Here is an 18,485-nt window from a genome sequence, read left to right as displayed (position 1 = left end):
GGGGAGACGTGAGACGAACGACGCGCGGGACGACGGCCGCGCTGCTGAGCGTGGTGCTGGCCCTCACGGGCCTGACCGCCGGTGCGACGACGGCGAGCGCCGTACCGGTACCGAGCACCGGGGCCTCCGAGGCTGGTGCACCCGTCGTCCTCGACGGTGACGGTGTCCCACGGACCGTGCTGCGGTCGGCGCTCCCGCGGTCGGCATCCGGATACGCCTTCGAGGGCCCGCAGGTCGTCGGAGGCTGCGCCTCCGGTCTCCTCTGCACGGTCCTGGGCGAGTCGCGTGTCGCGTGGGACTTCACGGACGCCGTCGCATCGGGCGTGCCCGCGGGCGCGACCGTCGCTCGGGCGACCCTGACGACGTCCGGCGTGCAGGGCGCGCAGTGCCGGACGAGCCCGGTCACGGCGCACGTGGTGGGCGCGGTGGTCCGGTCGAGCACATGGGCGAACCACGCCTCGACGTGGGGACCCGCCGTGGCGTCGGCGACCTCGTCCGCACGATGCGACCGTTGGGGCGTGGTGTCCTGGGACGTCACCGCACCCGTCGCCGCGGCCGCTGCGTCGGGCGACCCGGTGGCGCTCGGTCTCTCCGGCGCGCGGTCCGGCATCGCGGTGCTCGGGGACGCGACGACGCTGACGCTCGAGCTCGCGCCTCCGGCGGGAGCGTCGGCGACCGCGCTCGGGACCTCCGACCCGGTGAGCGCGTGCGTGACGGGAGAGGCGCGACCGGCCGTGAGGTCGGACACGCCTGACCTCACGGCGGAGCTCTCGGGCGAGGCGAACCATCTCCTGCTCGCCCGGTTCTCGGTCCAGGACCTCTCCTCGGGAGCGGAACTGTGGACCGCGCAGACCGACGGCGCGATGATCGCGGGTTCCGTCGCCCACATGCGTGTGCCCTCGGGTCTGCTGCACCACGGCGGCGCGTACGCGTGGGAGGTCCGGGCAGCGACGGCGGACGGCGGCCCGTGGAGCGAGCCGAGCCGGTGCGAGCTCGTCGTCGATCTCGTGAGGCCGGAGCTCGCGCCGGTGATCACGCCCGTCGAGGGCGAGCCCGCGGTCTACCGGGAAGACACGACGACCGGAGGCGTCGGCGTGCGCGGCGCCTTCGTCCTGTCCTCCGACGAGCCGGACGTCGTGGCGATCCGCTACTCCTTCGGCAGCGACGGGATGCTCAGCTCGGCGGCCCCCGGCGATCGGGTCGAGTTCACGCCGACCACCAGCGGGAGCCAGCGCATCTACGCCCAGGCGGTCGACTCCGCCGGGCTGACCGGTCCGGTGCGGCTCTACCGCTTCGCTGTGACGGCGGCCGTCCCCGCGCGGTGGTCGTTCTCCGAGAGGGCGGGCCGCGAGACCTGGGACGCCACGGGCACCCGGGCGATCACGCTCGCGGACGAGACGATGTGGGGCGACGGGGTGTACGCGGACTTCGGGTTCGATCCGGACGACGGCGCGCTCGTCGTCGCGGACGACGCGTCGGCGGCGTGGTCGTCGGGGCCGGCCGTGGCGACGGCGGGCGCGTTCTCCGTCGCAGCGACGGTTCGTGCCGACGAGACCGGGGCCACGCGCGTCGCGGTGAGCCAGGACGGTGATCGGACGAGCGCGTTCGCGCTCGGCATGCGCCGCGACCCCGCGTGCGGGACGGCGTCGGGCACGTGCTGGGCGTTCTGGACCGCGGATGCCGACGCGGACAGCTCGGCGGCTGCCGTGGCGTTCTCCGGCGTCGAGGTCGAGCCGGGGTCGTGGGTCCACCTGACCGGCGTCCGCGACGCCGGAGCCGGCGTGCTCCGTCTCTACGTCTGCGAGATCGGGTCGCCGGACGACCCGAAGGATGGGGGGAACGTGCTTGCTGGCAGTGCGACCACGACCAGCCCCGGCTGGGCCTCGCACGGCGCGCTCCAGATCGGTCGTGCGAAGGAGGGCGACGCCTGGGCCGACCACTGGCGGGGGACCGTTGACCGGCTGTCGGTCGTCGACGGGGTGCTCTCGGAGAGCCAGATCTACCGGGAGTGCCAGAGCTGATGCTCTCGGGGTCCTTCGGCAGGCCGCCGACGGACCCCGCAGCCCGCGAGCTCGTCACCCCGTCCGGGCAGGTGCCCAGGACCCGATCGTCGCCGTCCCGCCGCCGAGCAGGTCGAGACCGTCCCCGACGCCGGGGATCCCCGCGAGCCCGACGACGGACTCGGGGTCGCCCGGGTGCGGGGCCACGAGCAGCGTCGTGACGAGCGGCGGGTCGTCGGCCGTCGACCCGCCGCGCCACGAGAGCGCGGCCCAGGCGGTGGCGCCGGGTGCGAGCGTGAGCGGGGCGAGGCCGTCGTCGTCCGGCTCGACGAGCACGTCCGTCTCCGAGCCGTCGTCGGCGACGAAGCGGATCGCGGGCGCGCCGGCCAGGACGCACTCCGCGGTGCCGTCGTTGCGGGCCGTGACGGTGAGGAAGCGGCGCCCCGCCGCGGCGTCGAACCCCAGCGCCCCGAGCGCGAGGTCGCCGGGCGCGCACGCGCCCGCAGGGTGCGTCCCGGCCGTCGGGGCGACCCCCGCGACGAACCCGGAGCGCGTCGCGGACGCGCCGCCGTCGGTCGCGCCGTGGACCTGGTACGCGAGCACGGGGCCCGGGTAGGCCGCGCCGTCGAGGACGCGCGCGACCACGGCCGCGTCGCCCGAGGTGACCACCGTGAGCAGGGGGTCCTGCGGGAACGTGTCGCGGACGGCGTCGTGCACGACCTGCGTCACGCCGGGCTCCGCCGCGACGTCGGCCAGGAGCGTGAGCAGGGCGTCGTCGGGGACGGTCAGCCCGTCGCCGTCGTAGGTGCCGAGACCGGAGCCGTCGACGCCGAGGCTCGTCAGCCCGCGGCCCTCGGCGCGCACGAGCCCGGCGACGGGGACGAGGTCGTCGGCCGAGCGGACGTCGATCGAGGCGGCGCCCGGGGCGAGGTACACGCGCCGCACGGAGTCGTGGGCGACGAGGCGCACGGCGTCGGCGACCGCGTCGGCCCCGAGGAGGTCGGGGCGCGGCTCCCCGGTGGCCGGGTCGACGCCGGGGACGGTGGCCGCTCCCGGGCCGTGCTCGACGGCGAGCGTCCCGCCGCCCGGGCCCGTGCCCTCGACCCGGAGCGACCACGCGCCGCCCCCGGGCACGGCCGCGACGATCGCGCTCGCGTCCCTGGCGGTGCGCTGCGCGACCTCGGGGTCCGGGAGCGGGGTCACGAGCGTGATCTCGGCCGACGTGCCCACCCGCCCGTTCGTCTGCACGTCCTCGACGCCCGGCAGGGCGAGGAGGAGCGCGATCATGTCCTCCGTCCCCTGTTCCGGATCGCCCGCCCTGGGCGACGTCGCCGTCGACCCGTCCGGTGGCGACGACGGGAGCGCGGCCGGGCCGTCGGTCACGGCGGTGTCGAGGACCGCGGGCGCGAGGAGCGAGGCGACGACCGCGAGGCCCACGCCGGCGACCGACGCGATGACGGCGACCGCGCCCCGCGGGACCCGGCGTGCGCTCGCGGGTCGAGGTCCGTGGGTGCCGTCCGCCGTCGGTACGGTGCGCTCGTCGTCCACGGCCGAGACGCTACCCACAGGGACACCCCGGCGTGACCGCGCGGACGCGGTCTGCGCGGGCTCGCCGCCGAGTCTTCACACCCAGACCGTGACGGCCCGGACGATCGGTGGTCGGTCGTGCCGCAGGAGCCCTTCCGAATCGGTCTTTCAGCACATCGGGGGACCTGCCGGGCGCCGCTCCATAGCAGGACTCCTGGTTACCGGCAACATCTGGCATGATCCGGCCATGACAGTGAGGACGGCAGCGGAGCTGGCGGCGGTCGACGACCCCGCCTGGCCGACGCTCTCCCGCATGCTCGGGCGCGGTGGCGTGGAGGTCGTGCCGGCCCCGGCGTGGTCGCTCGAGGTCCTCTTCCGGCTCCAGGTCACCGTCCGCTCGACGCTGGGCGCGCTCGCGCTGCACACCGGCGGGGTGCTCGTCGACGGCGGGTGGCTGCGGATCATCGGTGGGGGCGGGGCCGGGCTGCCCGACCTCGCGACCGTCAACGGGCTCGGCGAGCCGGGTGACGACAGCGTCGCGCCGTCGGTCCTGGTCGTCGCGTACGACGTGCTCGGCGGCACGTTCGCGATCAACGGCGGCGGCCTCCCGGGCCAGCTCGGCAACGTCAACTACTTCGCGCCCGACTCGCTCACGTGGGTCGACCTGGGCTTCGGCCAGGCCGCGTTCCTCGAGTGGGCGGTGAGCGGCGGGACGACGGAGTTCTACGCCTCCGTCCGGTGGCCCGGCTGGTACGACGAGATCGGGGCGGTCCGCCTCGACGAGGGGCTGAGCCTCTACCCGCCGCTGTGGTCGGAGGAGGGGCGCGACGTCGCGCGGTCGTCGCGCACCCCCGTCCCGCTCGGCGAGCTGGTCGACTGGCACTTCGAGATGGCCGAGCGCATGACGCCGGTCGACGACTACGTGCGCGACGCCGACGAGCACCTCGACGGCTACGGCGGCTGGCCGGCCGAGGGCTACCGGCCGTAGCGGGTCAGGGCCACCACGGGCCGGCGTCGTCGAGGAGCCCCGGCGGCACCGTGCCCAGCTTGTCGGGGTTCCGCACGATGTCGAGCGCCGCGATGCGGCCGTCGGCGAACGTGAAAGCCAGGACCGTGAGCACCCCCGAGCCGTCGACGAGCGCGAGCCCGGGGCTGCCGTTGACGTCGACGGCCCCCGCGCCGCGCGGCCGGTTGCGGAGGTAGGAGAGCAGGACCTCCCCGACGGTCTGCGCGCCCTGGACCGGGTGCCGCAGCGCGCGGACCTTGCCGCCGCCGTCGCCCCGGAGCATCACGTCGGGGTCGAGCAGCCCGAGCAGCGTCGGCAGGTCGTCGCCCGCGCACGCCGCGACGAACGCCTCGACGACGCGCTCCTGCTCGGCGCGCGACGTCCGACCGCGTGGGCGTCCGGCCTCGACGTCCTTGCGGGCGCGCGATGCGAGCTGGCGCACCGCCGCGGGGGAGCGCCCGACGACGTCGCCCACCTCCTCGAACGGCAGCCCGAAGACGTCGTGCAGCACGAACGCGACGCGCTGCGCGGGGGAGAGGCGCTCGAGCACGACGAGCAGCGCCATGCTCACCTCCTCGTCGAGCGTGGCGCGGTCGGCGGGATCGGCGGCGTCCCGCGCGGTCGCGGCGGACGACGCGACCGGGGACCGCGCACCGGGCGCGGTGACGACGGGCTCGGGAAGCCACGTCCCGACGTAGCGCTCGCGCCGCACGCGCGCGCTGCCGAGCACGTCGAGCGCGAGGCGGCCGACCGTCGTCGTGAGCCACGCCGCGAGGTTGCGGATCGACGCGGGGTCCTGGGTGCGCAGACGCAGCCACGCGTCCTGCACGCAGTCCTCGGCGTCCGACCACGACCCCGTGGTCGCGTAGGCGAGGCGCAGGAGGCGCGGGCGCTCGGCCTCGAAGCAGTGCGCGAGGTCGTCGGTGCTCATCGCGCGGTCGCCGCGGTGCGCTGTGCCGCGAGCCAGTCGCCGAACGTCGTCGTGCCGCGCGCGTCGGGGTGCGGGTCGGTGAGGCCGCCCGCGCGCAGCGCGCGCCCGAGACGCCCGGGCAGCGGCACCCGTACGGGGAGCGCCCGGGAGCCGGTGGCCGCACGCCAGGCGCGCGCCACGTCCCGCAGGTCGAGCACCTCGGGCCCGGCGACGGTCGAGGTCGAGCGGAGCGGCTCGCGCTCCGCGGCGTCGGTGACGGCCGAGCCCGCGTCCCGCGCCGCGACGGGCTGGACCGGGACGCGCAGCAGCGGGACGACACCGCGCCGCGCGGCGCCCGCGAGCGTCCCGGCGACGAACTCGTGGAACTGCGTCACCGCGACGACCGTCCACGGGACGTCGCCGGCCGCGACCGCCCGCTCCTGCTCGACCTTCACGCCGTAGTAGGCCATCGGCACATCGTGGCATCCCACGATCGAGATGAGCACGTGGTGCCGCACCCCGGCGTCGCGCTCGGCCGCCAGGAGCCGCCGCGTCCCCTCGACGAGCGTCGCCCGCGCGGCCGCCGTGGACGACGCCGCGTTGCTCGCGTCCACCACGACGTCCACCCCGGCGAGCGCGGCGGCCAGGCCGACGCCCGTCGTGAGGTCGACCGGGTAGTGCTCCGCGTGCCGGCTCAGCGCGCGCACCTCGTGCCCCCGCGCGGTCAGCTCCGCGACGACGTGCCGGCCGATCGTCCCTGTCCCACCTGTCACTGCGATCCTCATGCCCGTACGACGCCGCAGCGCCCCGGGATGTGACACGCTCACCCGCGACCGACACTTGTATACAAGTGCGCAGTCCGTGTGGCACGATGGCCGGGTGACGACGACGCCCGACCTGCGCGCCGCCGTCGGGCAGGCCGCGACGGCCCCCGGCGACGCGGGCCTCGCGCGCCGTCAGTCCGGCGCCCGCGCGGTCTACGACCTCCTCCGCGGCCGCATCATCGACGGCTCGCTCGCGCCCGACGCCCGCCTCACCGAGCCCGTGCTGTCCGCCGAGCTCGGCGTCTCCCGGACCCCGGTGCGCGAGGCGCTGCGCCTGCTCCAGGCGGAGGCGCTCGTCGTCGAGCTGCCGACGGGGGGAGTGCGCGTCGCGCCGCTCGACCTCGCGGACGCACGTCGCGTCTACGACGTACGCGCCCGCCTCGAAGGGCTGCTCGCCCGGGACGCGTGCGAGCGCGCCACGCCCGACGACGTCGCGCGCCTCGTCCGGCTCGTGACCCTCATGGACGCCGTGCGCGACCACGAGGACGAGGTGCTGCGCGTCGGCGCACAGTTCCACGGCGAGATCGAGGCGCTCGCCGACAACCGCTGGGGGTCGGCGCTCCTGCGCCAGATCCGCGGCCACGTCGACCGGTACCGCGCGCTCGCCGCACGCCGCCGCGTCGGCACCACCGACCACGTCGACGAGCACCGCGCCGTCGCGGACGCGATCGCGAGCCGCGACCCCGCCGCGGCCGAGGCCGCGATGCGTGCCCACATCGAGCGCAGCGCGGCCCTCGCCGAGCAGTCCCTGCGCGGCGTGGGGTCGGCGACCGACGACCTCCCCTGACCACCGCCCACCGCACGACGGAGACACCGATGCCGTACACCCACCACCTGCGCGTCTACCCCAGCGCGGAGCCGCTCGACCGCACCGACCAGCTCGCGTGGAAGCTCGCCGAGCTCGCGACGGACCCGGTCGAGGTCACGCCCGAGGTCGTCGACATGGTGATCAACCGCGTGATCGACAACGCGGCCGTCGCTGCGGCCAGCCTCACGCGCGGCCCCGCGGTCGCGGCGCGCGGGCAGGCGCTCGCGCACCCGTACACGCCGGGCGCGACGGTGTTCGGCTGCGGCCTCGACACCCGCACGAGCCCCGAGTGGGCGGCGTGGGCGAACGGCGTCGCGGTCCGCGAGCTCGACTTCCACGACACGTTCCTCGCCGCCGAGTACTCCCACCCGGGCGACAACATCCCGCCGATCCTCGCCGTCGCGCAGCACGCCGGGTCCGACGGCGCCGCGGTCGTGCGGGCGATCGCGACCGGCTACGAGATCCAGGTCGACCTCGTGCGCGCGATCAGTCTGCACCGGCACAAGATCGACCACGTCGCGCACCTCGGGCCGTCGGCCGCCGCGGGCATCGGGACGCTCCTCGGCCTCGACACCGAGACGGTGTTCCAGGCGATCGGCCAGGCCCTGCACACGACGACGGCCACGCGCCAGTCCCGCAAGGGCCAGATCTCCACGTGGAAGGCGCACGCCCCGGCGTTCGCGGGCAAGGTCGCGGTCGAGGCCGTCGACCGGGCGATGCGCGGCCAGACGTCGCCCGAGCCGATCTACGAGGGTGAGGACGGCGTCGTCGCGTGGCTGCTCGACGGCCCGGACGCGGCGTACGACGTCGTGCTCCCCGCACCGGGCGAGCCCAAGACCGCGATCCTCGACACGTACACCAAGGAGCACTCCGCGGAGTACCAGTCGCAGGCGCTCATCGACCTCGCCCGCGCGCTGCACGACGAGCACCCGTGGCTCGCCGACCCCGAGAACGTCACGTCGATCGTCATCCACACGAGCCACCACACCCACTACGTCATCGGCTCCGGCGCGAACGACCCGCAGAAGTACGACCCGACGGCGTCGCGCGAGACGCTCGACCACTCGATCCCCTACATCTTCGCGGTCGCGCTGCAGGACGGCGGCTGGCACCACGTCGACTCGTACACGCCCGAGCGCGCCGGCCGCCCCGACACCGTCGCGCTGTGGGCCAAGGTCGCGACCGCCGAGGACCCCGAGTGGACGCGCCGCTACCACTCGACCGACCCGGCCGAGAAGGCGTTCGGCGGGCGCGTGGAGATCGAGCTGGCCGACGGCGGCCGCCTCGTCCGCGAGATCGCCGTCGCCGACGCGCACCCGCTCGGGGCGCGGCCGTTCGGCCGCGAGCAGTACGTGAAGAAGTTCCGCACGCTCGCGGCCGGCGTTCTCGAGGACGCCGAGATCGAGCGCTTCCTCGACCTCGCACAGCGGCTCCCGTCGCTCACGGCGGACGAGGTGCGCGAGCTGACGATCGTCGGGCGCCCCGGGCTCCTCGACTCCGTCCCGACCCCGACCGGCCTGTTTGAGCTGGGGCGTGACGACGCCGGCGAGGCGCCGGCCGAGTTCGAGGGCGAGGGCTTCACCATGCACGAGGCGGACGAGCCTGCGACCGAGGGAGAGGCCCGCTGATGCTGTACAGCCAGGTGAAGCCGTCGGACAAGCGGCGCGCGTTCCGCGCGGCGCTCGACGCCGCGGCGACCACGGGAGATCCGCTGCGGCTCCCGGGCGCGTTCAACCCGCTGTCCGCACGCCTGATCCAGGACAAGGGCTTCGAGGGCGTGTACGTGTCGGGGGCCGTGCTGTCGGCCGACCTCGGCCTGCCCGACATCGGTCTCACGACGCTCACCGAGGTCGCGGCGCGCTCGCAGCAGATCGCGCGCGTCACGGACCTGCCCGCGCTCGTCGACGCCGACACCGGCTTCGGCGAGCCGATGAACGTCGCGCGCACCGTCCAGGCGCTCGAGGACGCGGGCGTCGCGGGCGCGCACGTCGAGGACCAGGTCAACCCCAAGCGGTGCGGCCACCTCGACGGCAAAGAGGTCGTCGGGCTCGACGAGGCGGCCAAGCGCGTCCGTGCGGCCGCCGACGCGCGGCGCGACCCCGGCTTCCTGATCATGGCGCGCACCGACGTCCGCGGCACCATCCCCGGTGACGCCGGGCTGCGGGCCGCGATCGACCGCGCGAAGGCGCTCGTCGACGCGGGTGCCGACGCGATCTTCCCCGAGGCCATGAAGGACCTCTCGGAGTTCGAGGCCGTCGCGTCGGCCGTGGACGTGCCCGTGCTCGCCAACATGACCGAGTTCGGCAAGTCCGAGCTCTTCACCCGCCGCCAGCTCGGCGACGCCGGCGTGCGGCTGATCATCTACCCCGTCACGCTCCTGCGGGTCGCGATGGGCGCCACCGAGCGCGCGCTCGACGAGATCGCCGCGACCGGCACCCAGGCGGGGCAGGTCGAGGGCATGCAGACGCGCGCCCGCCTCTACGAGCTGCTCGACTACGCCGCCTACAACACGTTCGACGAGGGCATCTTCACCTACCGGCCCTGACGACCCCGCCGGTGCCGCACGCCCGTGGGCCGCGGCACCGGCATCTCCCCGCGACCCGTGCAGCACGAAGGAGTGACCGCATGACCACCTCCCCGACCACCGCCGAGGGACCCGAGATCCGCAAGGGGCTCGCGGGCGTCGTCGTCGACGTCACCGCGATCTCCAAGGTCAATCCCGACACGAACTCGCTCCTCTACCGCGGCTACCCGGTGCAGGACCTCGCCGCGCGCCGGAGCTTCGAGGAGGTCGCGTACCTCCTGTGGCACGGCGAGCTCCCCACGCCCGAGCAGCTCGCCGAGCAGACCGCCGTCGAGCGCGCGCACCGCGCCCTGCCCGGGAACGTGCGCAACGCGATCCTCGAGCTCCCGACGACGTGCCACCCGATGGACGTCGTCCGCACCGCGATCTCGCAGCTCGGCGCGCACGACCCGGACGCCGAGGACTCGTCGCCCGAGGCCGAGCAGGCCAAGGCGGTCCGCCTGTGGGCCGTGCTGCCCGCCGCCGTGGCCCTCGACCAGCGCCGTCGACGGGGCCAGCAGATCGTCGAGCCGCGCGACGACCTGTCCTACGCCGAGAACTTCCTGTGGATGACGTTCGGCGAGGTCCCCGAGACCGCCGTCGTGCGCGCGTTCGAGGTCTCGATGGTGCTGTACGCCGAGCACTCGTTCAACGCCTCGACCTTCACCGCGCGCGTCATCACGTCGACGCTGTCGGACCTGCACTCCGCCGTGACCGGCGCCGTCGGCGCGCTCAAGGGCCCGCTCCACGGCGGTGCGAACGAGGCCGTCATGGCGACGTTCGCCGAGATCGGGACCGCCGACCGTGCCGAGGCCTGGCTCGACGACGCGCTCGCGCACAAGCGCAAGATCATGGGATTCGGTCACCGCGTCTACAAGCACGGCGACTCGCGCGTCCCGACCATGCGCGCGACGCTCGACGACCTCGTCGCGCACTACGGCCGCCAGGACCTCCTCGACCTCTACGTCGCGCTCGAGGCCGCGATGACCGAGCGCAAGAACATCCTCCCCAACCTCGACTACCCGGCGGGTCCCGCGTACCACCTCATGGGCTTCGACACGCAGATCTTCACCCCGCTGTTCGTCGCGTCGCGCGTGGTCGGCTGGACCGCGCACGTCATGGAGCAGCGCGCCGCCAACGCCCTCATCCGCCCGCTCAGCCAGTACGTCGGCCCCGCCCAGCGCGACCTCCCCTGACACCGGGCCAGAACCCTGGTCGCGCGAGATAGAGCCGTGGTCGGCCGACCACGGCTCTACCTCGGCGGGTCAGACGGCTCTCGCGTTCAGCCGACGAACGACTCCAGCTCGGCGCGGTCGACGGCGTCGCGGTGGATGAGGGCCTTGACGTCCTCCATGCGGTCCCAGACGTTGACGGCCATGCCGGCCTCGACGCGGCCGTCCTTGACCCAGAACGCGACGAGCTCGCGGTCGGGGACGGAGCCGGAGACCACGACCTCGTCGTAGGCGTCAGGCCCGGCGACGAACCCGAGGTACTCCATGCCGACGTCGTACTGGTCGGAGAAGAAGTAGGGCAGCTCGGGGTAGGGGTCGGTCGCGCCGAGCATCGCACGCGCGGCGTGCGGTCCCTGGTTGAGCGCGGTCGCCCAGTGCTCGACGCGCACCGACCGCCCGTAGCGTGCGGTCGGCACGCTCGCGATGTCGCCGGCGACGAAGACGTCGGGGTCGGTGGTCTGGAGCGTGGCGGAGGCGACGACGCCACCCGTCGCGGAGTCGAGGGCGAGGCCCGCGTCCCGGGCGAGCGCGACGTTCGGGACCGCGCCGACGGCGACGAGCACGAGGTCGGTGTCGACGTGCGTCCCGTCGGCGATGTCGACGCCGGTCGCTCGGCGACCCTCGCCCGAGATGCCCGTGACCTGGGCACGGCGGTGGAGGTGGACGCCGTGGTCGGTGTGGACCTGCCCGTACAGCTCGCCCATCTCCGGGCCCAGAACCCGTTCGAGGGGGTGCGTGCCGAGCCCGATCACCGTGACGTCGAGGCCGAACGAGCGGGCGGAGGCCGCGACCTCGAGCCCGATCCAGCCGTCGCCGACGATCGCGAGCCGCCCCGCGCCGCCGTCGTGGGCAGCGCGCAGCGCGGTGGCGAGCGCGTCGCTGTCGTCGAGCGTGCGCAGCTCGTGGACACCGTCCAGGTCGAGGCCGGGCAGCGGGATCCGGCGCGGGTCCGAGCCGGTCGCGAGGAGCAGCTTCTCGTACGGCAGCGTCCGGCCGTCGGAGAGAGCGACGCTGCGACCGGCGAGGTCGACGGCGCTCGCCTCCGTCTCGGTGAGGAGCTCGACGTCGTGCTCGGCGTACCAGTCCGCGGAGAGGGGGAACACCGACTCGCGCTCCGCCTCGCCGCGCAGGTAGTCCTTGGACAGCGGCGGCCGCTCGTACGGTCGGTGCGGCTCGCGCGCGACGACGGTCAGGCCACCGTCGTAGCCCTCGTCGCGCAGCGTCTCGACCGCCTTCGCCGCGGCGAGCCCTCCTCCGACGACGACGTGACGACCAGCGCTCATGGCGACCTCCGCGGTGACTCGGGCGCCCGGGACTCGGGCGGACTGCCTCAGTCTCGCGCGATCTCGTGCGCCGTGCGAGGTGCGGCGGCGGGTGCCGGCAGGCCCCCTGGGCACGGCGGACGCCAGATCGCGACGCCGCGCCGCGGTGGCGTTCATGCGTTTCGCGTGACGACCCCGCGCGGTGTCCACGGGCAGGCTGTCCAGGACAGCACCCGCCGTGCGGCGGGACCCGCGGAGGAGGTGCCGTGAGCATCGTCGTCGGCGCGATCGTGACCGTCCTCGCCGTCGCGGTGGCCGTCGCGACGATGCTGCTCGTCCGGCGGCGCGCACCCGCCGGGAGCCGGTTCAGCGACGGCGACCGGGCGTCCGGGGTCTTCGGCGTGGTCGCCACCGGCTTCTCGGTGCTCCTGGGCTTCATCGTCTTCCTCGCGTTCGAGTCGTACGACGAGGCGCGGAGCGGCGCCGAGTCGGAGGCGCGGATCGTCGTGCAGCAGCTCGAGACCGCACAGTTCCTCGCCCCCGACGACGCGGCGCGGCTCTCCGGCGAGCTCGTCTGCTACGCCCGGTACGTCGTCGCGAACGAGTGGGAGCAGATGGCGGACGGCGAGCTCGGCGAGGCGGTGAACCCGTGGGGAGTCGCGCTCTACCGGACGATCCGCGACGTCGTCCCCGCGTCGGACACCCAGCAGTCCGCCTACGACCGGTGGATGGACCAGACCGCGGCGCGCGAGGACGCCCGCCAGTCCCGCGTGCACGGTGCGGAGGGTCTGATCCCCCTCCCGCTGTGGCTGGTGCTCTTCGTCGTCTCCGGGACCGTCTTCGTCTTCCTGCTGTTCTTCGCCGACTCGGCGGAGCGTGCCGCGACGCAGGGTCTCCTCATGGGCAGCGTCGCGCTCGTCATCACGCTCCTGCTGTGCCTGCTCGCGTTCTTCGACCACCCGCACGGGCACCAGGTCGGCAAGCTGCGACCGACGGCGATGGAGCGCGCCCTCGTCCTCCTGGTGGGGGAGGCGGAGGCCGCGGGGGTGGAGATCGACCCGCCGTGCGACGACGCGGGGACGGCTTCCTAGCCCGCGGGACTGCCTGCACTCGCCTCCTGACATGACGAAGGCCCGGAATCATGGAGATTCCGGGCCTTCTGCCTGGTCGGGGTGACAGGATTTGAACCTGCGACCTCTTCGTCCCGAACGAAGCGCGCTACCAAGCTGCGCCACACCCCGGTTGCTCGTCCGCGAGATGGTCGACGAGGAGACCTCGTCTTCCGCGCGGGAAGCCTGCCCAGAATAGCCGACGAAGTGCCGTGCCACGAAACTCGATCCCCGTGACCCCCGCGACACCGTCGAGCAGGCGCGTCCGGACGCGGGCGCGCGGCCCGCTCAGCGTGCCGTCAGGGTGAGCAGCGTCGCCTCGGGTCGGCAGGCGAACCGCACCTGCGCGTACGGCGAGGTGCCAGCCCCGGCGGAGACGTGCAGCCACGTCGAGTCCTCGCCGCCGGGTGCGTCGGGTCGTGCGCCGGGCCAGCCGTGCAGTCCCTTGGCCCGCTGGCGGTCGATGTCGCAGTTCGTCACGAGCGCGCCGAACCCGGGCACGCAGAGCTGCCCGCCGTGGGTGTGGCCGGCGAGGACCAGGTCCGCGGCGTCGTCGTGCATGGAGTCCAGGACGCGCCGGTACGGCGCGTGGGTCACCCCGACGCGGAGCACCGGGCCGTCGCTCGACGGCGCCCCGGAGCCTGCGCGGGGGTCGTGCGGTGCGGAGGGAGCCGGGAAGACGTCCCGGTCGAGGTGGGGGTCGTCCACGCCGACGAGGTCGAGGCGGACGCCGCCGACCTCGAGGACGTCGCGGCGGTTCGTGAGGTCGACCCACCCCGCGTCTCGCATCGCCGTCGCCAGCTCGCCGGCCGGGAGCAGCCGGGCCTCGCGGGCGAACGGCACGCGCGCGTCCGGCAGGAGGTAGCGCGCGGGGTTCTTGGGGACGGGTGCGTAGTAGTCGTTCGACCCCATGACGAAGGCGCCGGGCGTCGACAAGAGCGGCTCGAGCGCGTGCAGCAGCGGGTCGAGGGAGTCGACGTGCGCGAGGTTGTCGCCCGTGTCGACGACGAGGTCCGGCTCGAGCTCGGCGAGCGAGCGCACCCACTCGATCTTGCGACGCTGGCTGGGGACCAGGTGGAGGTCCGAGACGTGGAGCACGCGCAGCTCGGGCGTGCCGGCGGGCAGCACGGGCACGGTCACCCGGCGGAGCGTGAAGAGCTTCGTCTCGACGTGCGCGTACGCGACGCCCGCCGCGCCGACAGCGGCGAGCGCGCCGAGCCCGCGCAGGGCCCGGCGCCGGCCGACGGCGCTCAGCCGTTCCCTCCGCCGCCGAGGGTGTCGAACCACTCACCGAGGTCGACGTCGTCGCGGCCGGCCCCGTTCCCGCGGTCACCGCGGTCGCCACGCCCTCCGCCGGCGTCGGCGTCGGGCTCGTCGCCGCCGCCCTGGTCACCGCCGCCCTGGTCGCCGCCACCGCCCTGGTCACCGTCGCCGTCGTCCGGGTTGGAGGGCGCAGAGGGCGGCGGGGCCGGGGCGTTCACGCGCTTCCAGTCCGGGTCGGCGAAGCCCGGGGCGGGCTTGCCGGCGAGGATCTGGTTCATGTAGTCGCGCCAGGTCGGGGCGGCCAGGCTCGAGCCGTACCAGAAGGACCGTGACTTGCCGTTGATCGTGAACCAGCGGCCCGTGTCGAGCATGTTCATCGGGATGTCGCTCTCGGCGTTGCCGATCCACACCGCGGTGACGACCTGCGGCGTGTACCCGATGAACCACGTGTGCGTGTTGTTGTTCGCCGTGCCGGTCTTGCCGGCGGCGGGACGCCCGTCGGCAAGACCGTTGCCGCGCCCGGAGCCCTGCGTGAGGACCTGCTGCAGCGCGTACGTGACCGTGTTCGCGATCGTGGGGTCGATGGCGTTGGGCTGGCAGTCCGCGGACGGCACGGGCAGCTCCTTGCCGTCGGAGTCGAGGACCTTGGTGATCGCGACCGGCGAGCAGTAGGTGCCGCCGCTCGCGAACGTCGCGTACGCAGCGGCCATCTGGAGCGGGGACGAGTTCTGCGTACCCAGGATCATCGACGCCTGCACGTCCACGACCCCTTCGTCCTTCAGCATCGACGGTTGGAAGCCGGCGGCCTTGGCAGTGTTCGCGATGCCGCACAGGTCGAGCTGGCTCGCCATCGTCGTGTACGCGGTGTTGACCGAGTTGTACGTCGCCTTGAGGACCGACATGGACCCGCTGCCGGGGCCGTCGGAGTTGGCCGGCGTCCACTGGTCGGTGCCGAGCCGCTTGCAGCTCGCGTGGAAGTCGCGGTTGATGGTCCAGGTGCGCTTGGTGGCGCTCACCGTCTCGTAGAGCGAGTGCCCCTGGTTGAGCCATTCGGCGAGCACGAACGGCTTCCACGTCGATCCCGGGGAGAACCCGTTCGACGATCCGTGAGCCTGGTCGACGCTGTAGTTCACCGCCGTCGTGTTCGGCGCCGGGTCCTGCGTGTTGTCGAACGCGCGGTTCTGCGCCATGGCGAGGATCTTGCCGGTCCCCGGCTCCACGGTGACGATCGCGTCCTCGATCTTGCTCGGGTCGTCCGCCGGCACCGCCGCCGACGCGTGCTGCTGCGCGGCCTTCTGCATCGCGGGGTCGAGCGTCGTGTAGATGTCGAGACCGCCGCGGTAGAGCCGCGCCTGGCGCTCCTCCTTGGTCTCGCCGAACACCGGGTCGGACATGATGATCTTCGTGACGTAGTCGCAGAAGAACGCGGCGCCGTCCTGCGCGGCCTGGCAGCCGGCCTCGAGCGGCTGGATGGCCAGGGTGTCGGCGATCGGCTGGGCGCGGCCCGAGTCGTACTCCTCCCGCGTGATGTACCCCTGCTGGTACATCTGGTTGAGCACGATGTCGCGCCGCTTCTGGGCGTTCTCCGGCTGCGTCGTCGGGTCGTACGTGGACGGGGCCTTCGTGATCCCCGCGATCGTCGCGGCCTCGACGAAGTTCAGGTCGATCGCGCTCTTGTTGAAGTAGTGTCGCGCCGCCGTCTCCACGCCGTAGACCGAGCGGCCGAACTGCGCGATGTTGAGGTAGCCCTGGAGGATCTCCTCCTTGGTCATCTTCTTCTCGAGCGCGATGGCGAGCTTGGCCTCGCGCGCCTTGCGCCCGAGCGACTTCTCGTTGGCCTCGTAGAGCGCCATGGTGTCGTCCTCGCGGACCGCCTGCTCGATGAGCACGTTCTTCACGTACTGCTGCGTGAGCGTCGAGGCACCCTGGGTGTCTCCACCGGTGATGTTGTTCACGACCGCACGGGGGAGGCCTTCGACGTCGACGCCGCCGTGGTCCCAGAAGCGCTTGTCCTCGATCGCGATGACGGCGTTCTTCATCGCGTCGGAGACCTGGTCCAGCGGCACCACGATGCGGTTCTCGGTGTAGAACGTCGCGAGGCGCGTCGTGCCGTCGTTCGCGTAGATGCGCGACTGCTCGGACAGCGGGCCGGGCTCGAGGTCCGCCGGCAGCTCGTCGAAGACCTCGACCGCGGTGTCGGTCGCCGTGTTCGCACCGGCGGCGAGCGGGACGAGCAGCCCGGCGGCGAGCACGCCGCCCACACCGGAGACCAGCACGAACGCCAGGAAGAGGGCGACGAGCTGGTACGCGTTGATCTGCCGGCCGCGAGGACGCACAGGGGAAGCCATGGTGACAACCCTACGGGAGCGACCCGGGGAGGGCCCCGGGATCCCGGGGCTCGCGGGTGTGCGGGTTGTGTAAGCATCCCGCGCCGGTGCGCGCGGGTGGCGCCCGCGGCGGCCGACTACGCTCGCCCCATGGCAACCACGTGGGAGTACGCGACCATCCCCCTCATCATCCACAACACCAAGGCCGTCCTCGACCAGTGGGGCTCCGACGGCTGGGAGCTCGTCCAGGTCGTCACGGGCCCCGACGGCAACGGCCTCGTGGCCTACCTCAAGCGCCCGACCGGTGAGAAGTAGTGGCGGGCTTTCCCGCCGGGACGATCGCCGCGCGCCTGACGGAGCTCGGTCTCGCCCTCCCCCCGGTGGCGGCGCCCGTCGCCGCCTACGTGCCCGCGGTGCGCTCGGGCCGGTACGTCCACACGTCGGGCCAGCTCCCGTTCGTGGACGGCGCGCTGCCCGCGACGGGCAAGGTGGGTGACGGCGAGGGCCTCGTCGCGCCCGCGGACGCCGCGGCACTGGCCCGCCAGTGCGCGCTCAACGCGCTCGCCGCCGTGCACGACGTCGTGGGGAACCTCGACCAGGTCGCCCGCGTCGTGAAGGTCGTCGGGTTCGTCGCGAGCGACCCGTCGTTCACCGGTCAGCCCGGGGTGGTCAACGGTGCGAGCAACCTCCTCGGGGAGGTCTTCGGCGAGGCGGGCGTCCATGCCCGCAGCGCCGTCGGCGTCGCGGTCCTGCCGCTCGACGCCCCGGTCGAGGTCGAGATCGTCGTGGAGCTCGCGGAGTAACGCGCCTCCGGCACGAGAACGGGGTCGGCGGCCAGGTCCTCGTGGACCGGGTCGCCGACCCCGTTCTCGTCGGTGACGGTCGGTCAGCGCGCGCGGCGCTCCAGGCGGTCCATGTCCAGCAGGACGACGGCCCGGCCCTCGCGGCGCACCCAGCCGCGCGTCGCGAAGTCGGCGAGCGCCTTGTTCACGGTCTCGCGCGACGCGCCGACGAGCTGCGCGAGCTCCTCCTGCGTGAGGTCGTGCGCGACGCGGACGCCCTCGTCCGTCTCCTCGCCGAAGCGGGTCGAGAGGTCGAGCAGCGCCTTGGCGACCCGGCCGGGGACGTCCGAGAAGACGAGGTCGGCGAGCGTCTCGTTGGTGCGGCGCAGGCGCCGCGCGAGGGCGTTGAGCAGGTGCTTGGCGACGCTCGGGTGCTTCTCGATCCACTCGACGAGCTGGTCGTGGCCGAGCTCGTAGATCACGGAGTCGGCGACGGAGCTCGCGGTCGCGGTGCGGGGGCCCGGGTCGAAGAGCGAGAGCTCGCCGAACATCTCGCCGGGGCCGAGGATCGACAGGAGGTTCTCGCGGCCGTCGTTGGAGCGGCGCCCCAGCTTGATCTTGCCGCTCGCGATCACGTAGAGGCGGTCGCCCGGCTCGCCCTCGCGGAACAGCACGTCTCCGCGCGAGAGCTCGATCTGCTGCATCGACTCGAAGAGGGTGCGCGTCTCGTCCGCGTCCATCGTCGCGAACAGGGGGGCGGAGAGCACAACGTCGTCGTCCACGCGGGGTGTCCTATCGTCTCGTCCTCGGAAATGTTCCAGGACAAGTCTGCCCTACCGCTGCAACTCGGGTGTCGGGGGCGGCGGCTACGG

15 protein-coding genes, 1 tRNA gene and 1 pseudogene are annotated in these 18,485 nt (G+C 73.8%); 9 read left to right on the top strand and 8 right to left on the bottom strand.

Annotation, left to right across the window (positions count from 1 at the left end; all coding sequences use genetic code 11):
• Positions 1 to 8 precede the first annotated feature (8 nt).
• Positions 9 to 2,021 (top strand): LamG domain-containing protein, encoded by a 2,013-nt coding sequence (locus FB00_RS07365; RefSeq protein ID WP_197088771.1) that lies wholly within the window; start codon positions 9 to 11, stop codon positions 2,019 to 2,021.
• A 54-nt stretch (positions 2,022 to 2,075) separates the two neighbouring features.
• Here the strand turns inward: FB00_RS07365 and FB00_RS21980 are convergent, their stop codons facing one another.
• On the bottom strand, positions 2,076 to 3,548 hold the full coding sequence (locus tag FB00_RS21980) for a DUF4232 domain-containing protein (RefSeq protein ID WP_047232259.1): 1,473 nt from the start codon (positions 3,546 to 3,548) through the stop codon (positions 2,076 to 2,078).
• A gap of 226 nt (positions 3,549 to 3,774) precedes the next feature.
• On the opposite strand from FB00_RS21980, the gene FB00_RS07355 reads away from it, so the two are divergent.
• Positions 3,775 to 4,515, top strand: coding sequence for a DUF2625 family protein (locus FB00_RS07355; protein ID WP_082141095.1), 741 nt, complete (start codon positions 3,775 to 3,777; stop codon positions 4,513 to 4,515).
• Positions 4,516 to 4,519: 4 nt separating this feature from the next.
• Here the strand turns inward: FB00_RS07355 and sigJ are convergent, their stop codons facing one another.
• Together sigJ and FB00_RS07345 are read right to left on the bottom strand one after the other, a co-directional pair.
• Entirely contained in the window at positions 4,520 to 5,464 is a 945-nt protein-coding gene (sigJ, locus tag FB00_RS07350) for an RNA polymerase sigma factor SigJ (protein WP_047232257.1), read from the bottom strand.
• Positions 5,461 to 6,216: an SDR family oxidoreductase gene (locus tag FB00_RS07345; RefSeq protein WP_197088770.1), complete on the bottom strand. Its 756-nt coding sequence runs from the start codon at positions 6,214 to 6,216 to the stop codon at positions 5,461 to 5,463. Before FB00_RS07345 ends, sigJ begins: the two co-directional genes overlap by 4 nt.
• Before the next feature lie 106 nt (positions 6,217 to 6,322).
• Here FB00_RS07345 and FB00_RS07340 point away from each other — a divergent pair, with 106 nt between their 5' ends.
• From FB00_RS07340 to FB00_RS07325, 4 genes and pseudogenes are all read left to right on the top strand, one after another.
• Positions 6,323 to 7,054: a GntR family transcriptional regulator gene (locus FB00_RS07340; RefSeq protein ID WP_052877526.1), complete on the top strand. Its 732-nt coding sequence runs from the start codon at positions 6,323 to 6,325 to the stop codon at positions 7,052 to 7,054.
• Positions 7,055 to 7,083: 29 nt separating this feature from the next.
• Positions 7,084 to 8,598, top strand: a pseudogene (locus FB00_RS07335) (MmgE/PrpD family protein); the annotation flags it as partial.
• A gap of 104 nt (positions 8,599 to 8,702) precedes the next feature.
• On the top strand, positions 8,703 to 9,620 hold the full coding sequence (gene prpB / locus FB00_RS07330; RefSeq protein WP_047232255.1) for a methylisocitrate lyase: 918 nt from the start codon (positions 8,703 to 8,705) through the stop codon (positions 9,618 to 9,620).
• 80 nt (positions 9,621 to 9,700) lie between these two features.
• Positions 9,701 to 10,834, top strand: coding sequence for a bifunctional 2-methylcitrate synthase/citrate synthase (locus tag FB00_RS07325; RefSeq protein WP_047232254.1), 1,134 nt, complete (start codon positions 9,701 to 9,703; stop codon positions 10,832 to 10,834).
• An 86-nt stretch (positions 10,835 to 10,920) separates the two neighbouring features.
• On the opposite strand, the gene FB00_RS07320 is transcribed toward FB00_RS07325, so the two are convergent.
• Entirely contained in the window at positions 10,921 to 12,153 is a 1,233-nt protein-coding gene (locus FB00_RS07320; protein ID WP_047232253.1) for an NAD(P)/FAD-dependent oxidoreductase, read from the bottom strand.
• 245 nt (positions 12,154 to 12,398) lie between these two features.
• Here FB00_RS07320 and FB00_RS07315 point away from each other — a divergent pair, with 245 nt between their 5' ends.
• Positions 12,399 to 13,223: a DUF4239 domain-containing protein gene (locus FB00_RS07315; RefSeq protein WP_047232252.1), complete on the top strand. Its 825-nt coding sequence runs from the start codon at positions 12,399 to 12,401 to the stop codon at positions 13,221 to 13,223.
• A gap of 73 nt (positions 13,224 to 13,296) precedes the next feature.
• Here FB00_RS07315 and FB00_RS07310 read toward each other — a convergent pair.
• The 3 genes from FB00_RS07310 to FB00_RS07300 form a co-directional block, all read right to left on the bottom strand.
• A tRNA-Pro gene (locus FB00_RS07310) sits at positions 13,297 to 13,373 on the bottom strand.
• A gap of 156 nt (positions 13,374 to 13,529) precedes the next feature.
• Positions 13,530 to 14,528 carry a metallophosphoesterase gene (locus FB00_RS07305; RefSeq protein ID WP_231581761.1) on the bottom strand — a complete coding sequence of 333 codons (999 nt, stop codon included), beginning with the start codon at positions 14,526 to 14,528 and terminating at the stop codon, positions 13,530 to 13,532.
• Entirely contained in the window at positions 14,492 to 16,852 is a 2,361-nt protein-coding gene (locus FB00_RS07300; protein ID WP_047232251.1) for a transglycosylase domain-containing protein, read from the bottom strand. Before FB00_RS07300 ends, FB00_RS07305 begins: the two co-directional genes overlap by 37 nt.
• 129 nt (positions 16,853 to 16,981) lie before the next feature.
• On the opposite strand from FB00_RS07300, the gene FB00_RS22300 reads away from it, so the two are divergent.
• Both FB00_RS22300 and FB00_RS07295 read left to right on the top strand, forming a co-directional pair.
• Positions 16,982 to 17,146 carry a hypothetical protein gene (locus FB00_RS22300; protein WP_021481786.1) on the top strand — a complete coding sequence of 55 codons (165 nt, stop codon included), beginning with the start codon at positions 16,982 to 16,984 and terminating at the stop codon, positions 17,144 to 17,146.
• Positions 17,146 to 17,634 carry a RidA family protein gene (locus tag FB00_RS07295; protein ID WP_197088769.1) on the top strand — a complete coding sequence of 163 codons (489 nt, stop codon included), beginning with the start codon at positions 17,146 to 17,148 and terminating at the stop codon, positions 17,632 to 17,634. Before FB00_RS22300 ends, FB00_RS07295 begins: the two co-directional genes overlap by 1 nt.
• Positions 17,635 to 17,717: 83 nt before the next feature.
• Here FB00_RS07295 and FB00_RS07290 read toward each other — a convergent pair whose 3' ends face one another.
• Positions 17,718 to 18,395: a Crp/Fnr family transcriptional regulator gene (locus FB00_RS07290; RefSeq protein ID WP_047232250.1), complete on the bottom strand. Its 678-nt coding sequence runs from the start codon at positions 18,393 to 18,395 to the stop codon at positions 17,718 to 17,720.
• Positions 18,396 to 18,485: the final 90 nt, after the last annotated feature.

The sequence above is a fragment of the Cellulosimicrobium funkei genome (genome assembly GCF_001019615.1).
Lineage (GTDB): Bacteria > Actinomycetota > Actinomycetes > Actinomycetales > Cellulomonadaceae > Cellulosimicrobium > Cellulosimicrobium cellulans_E.
This window is presented reverse-complemented; position numbering and strand designations above follow the sequence as displayed.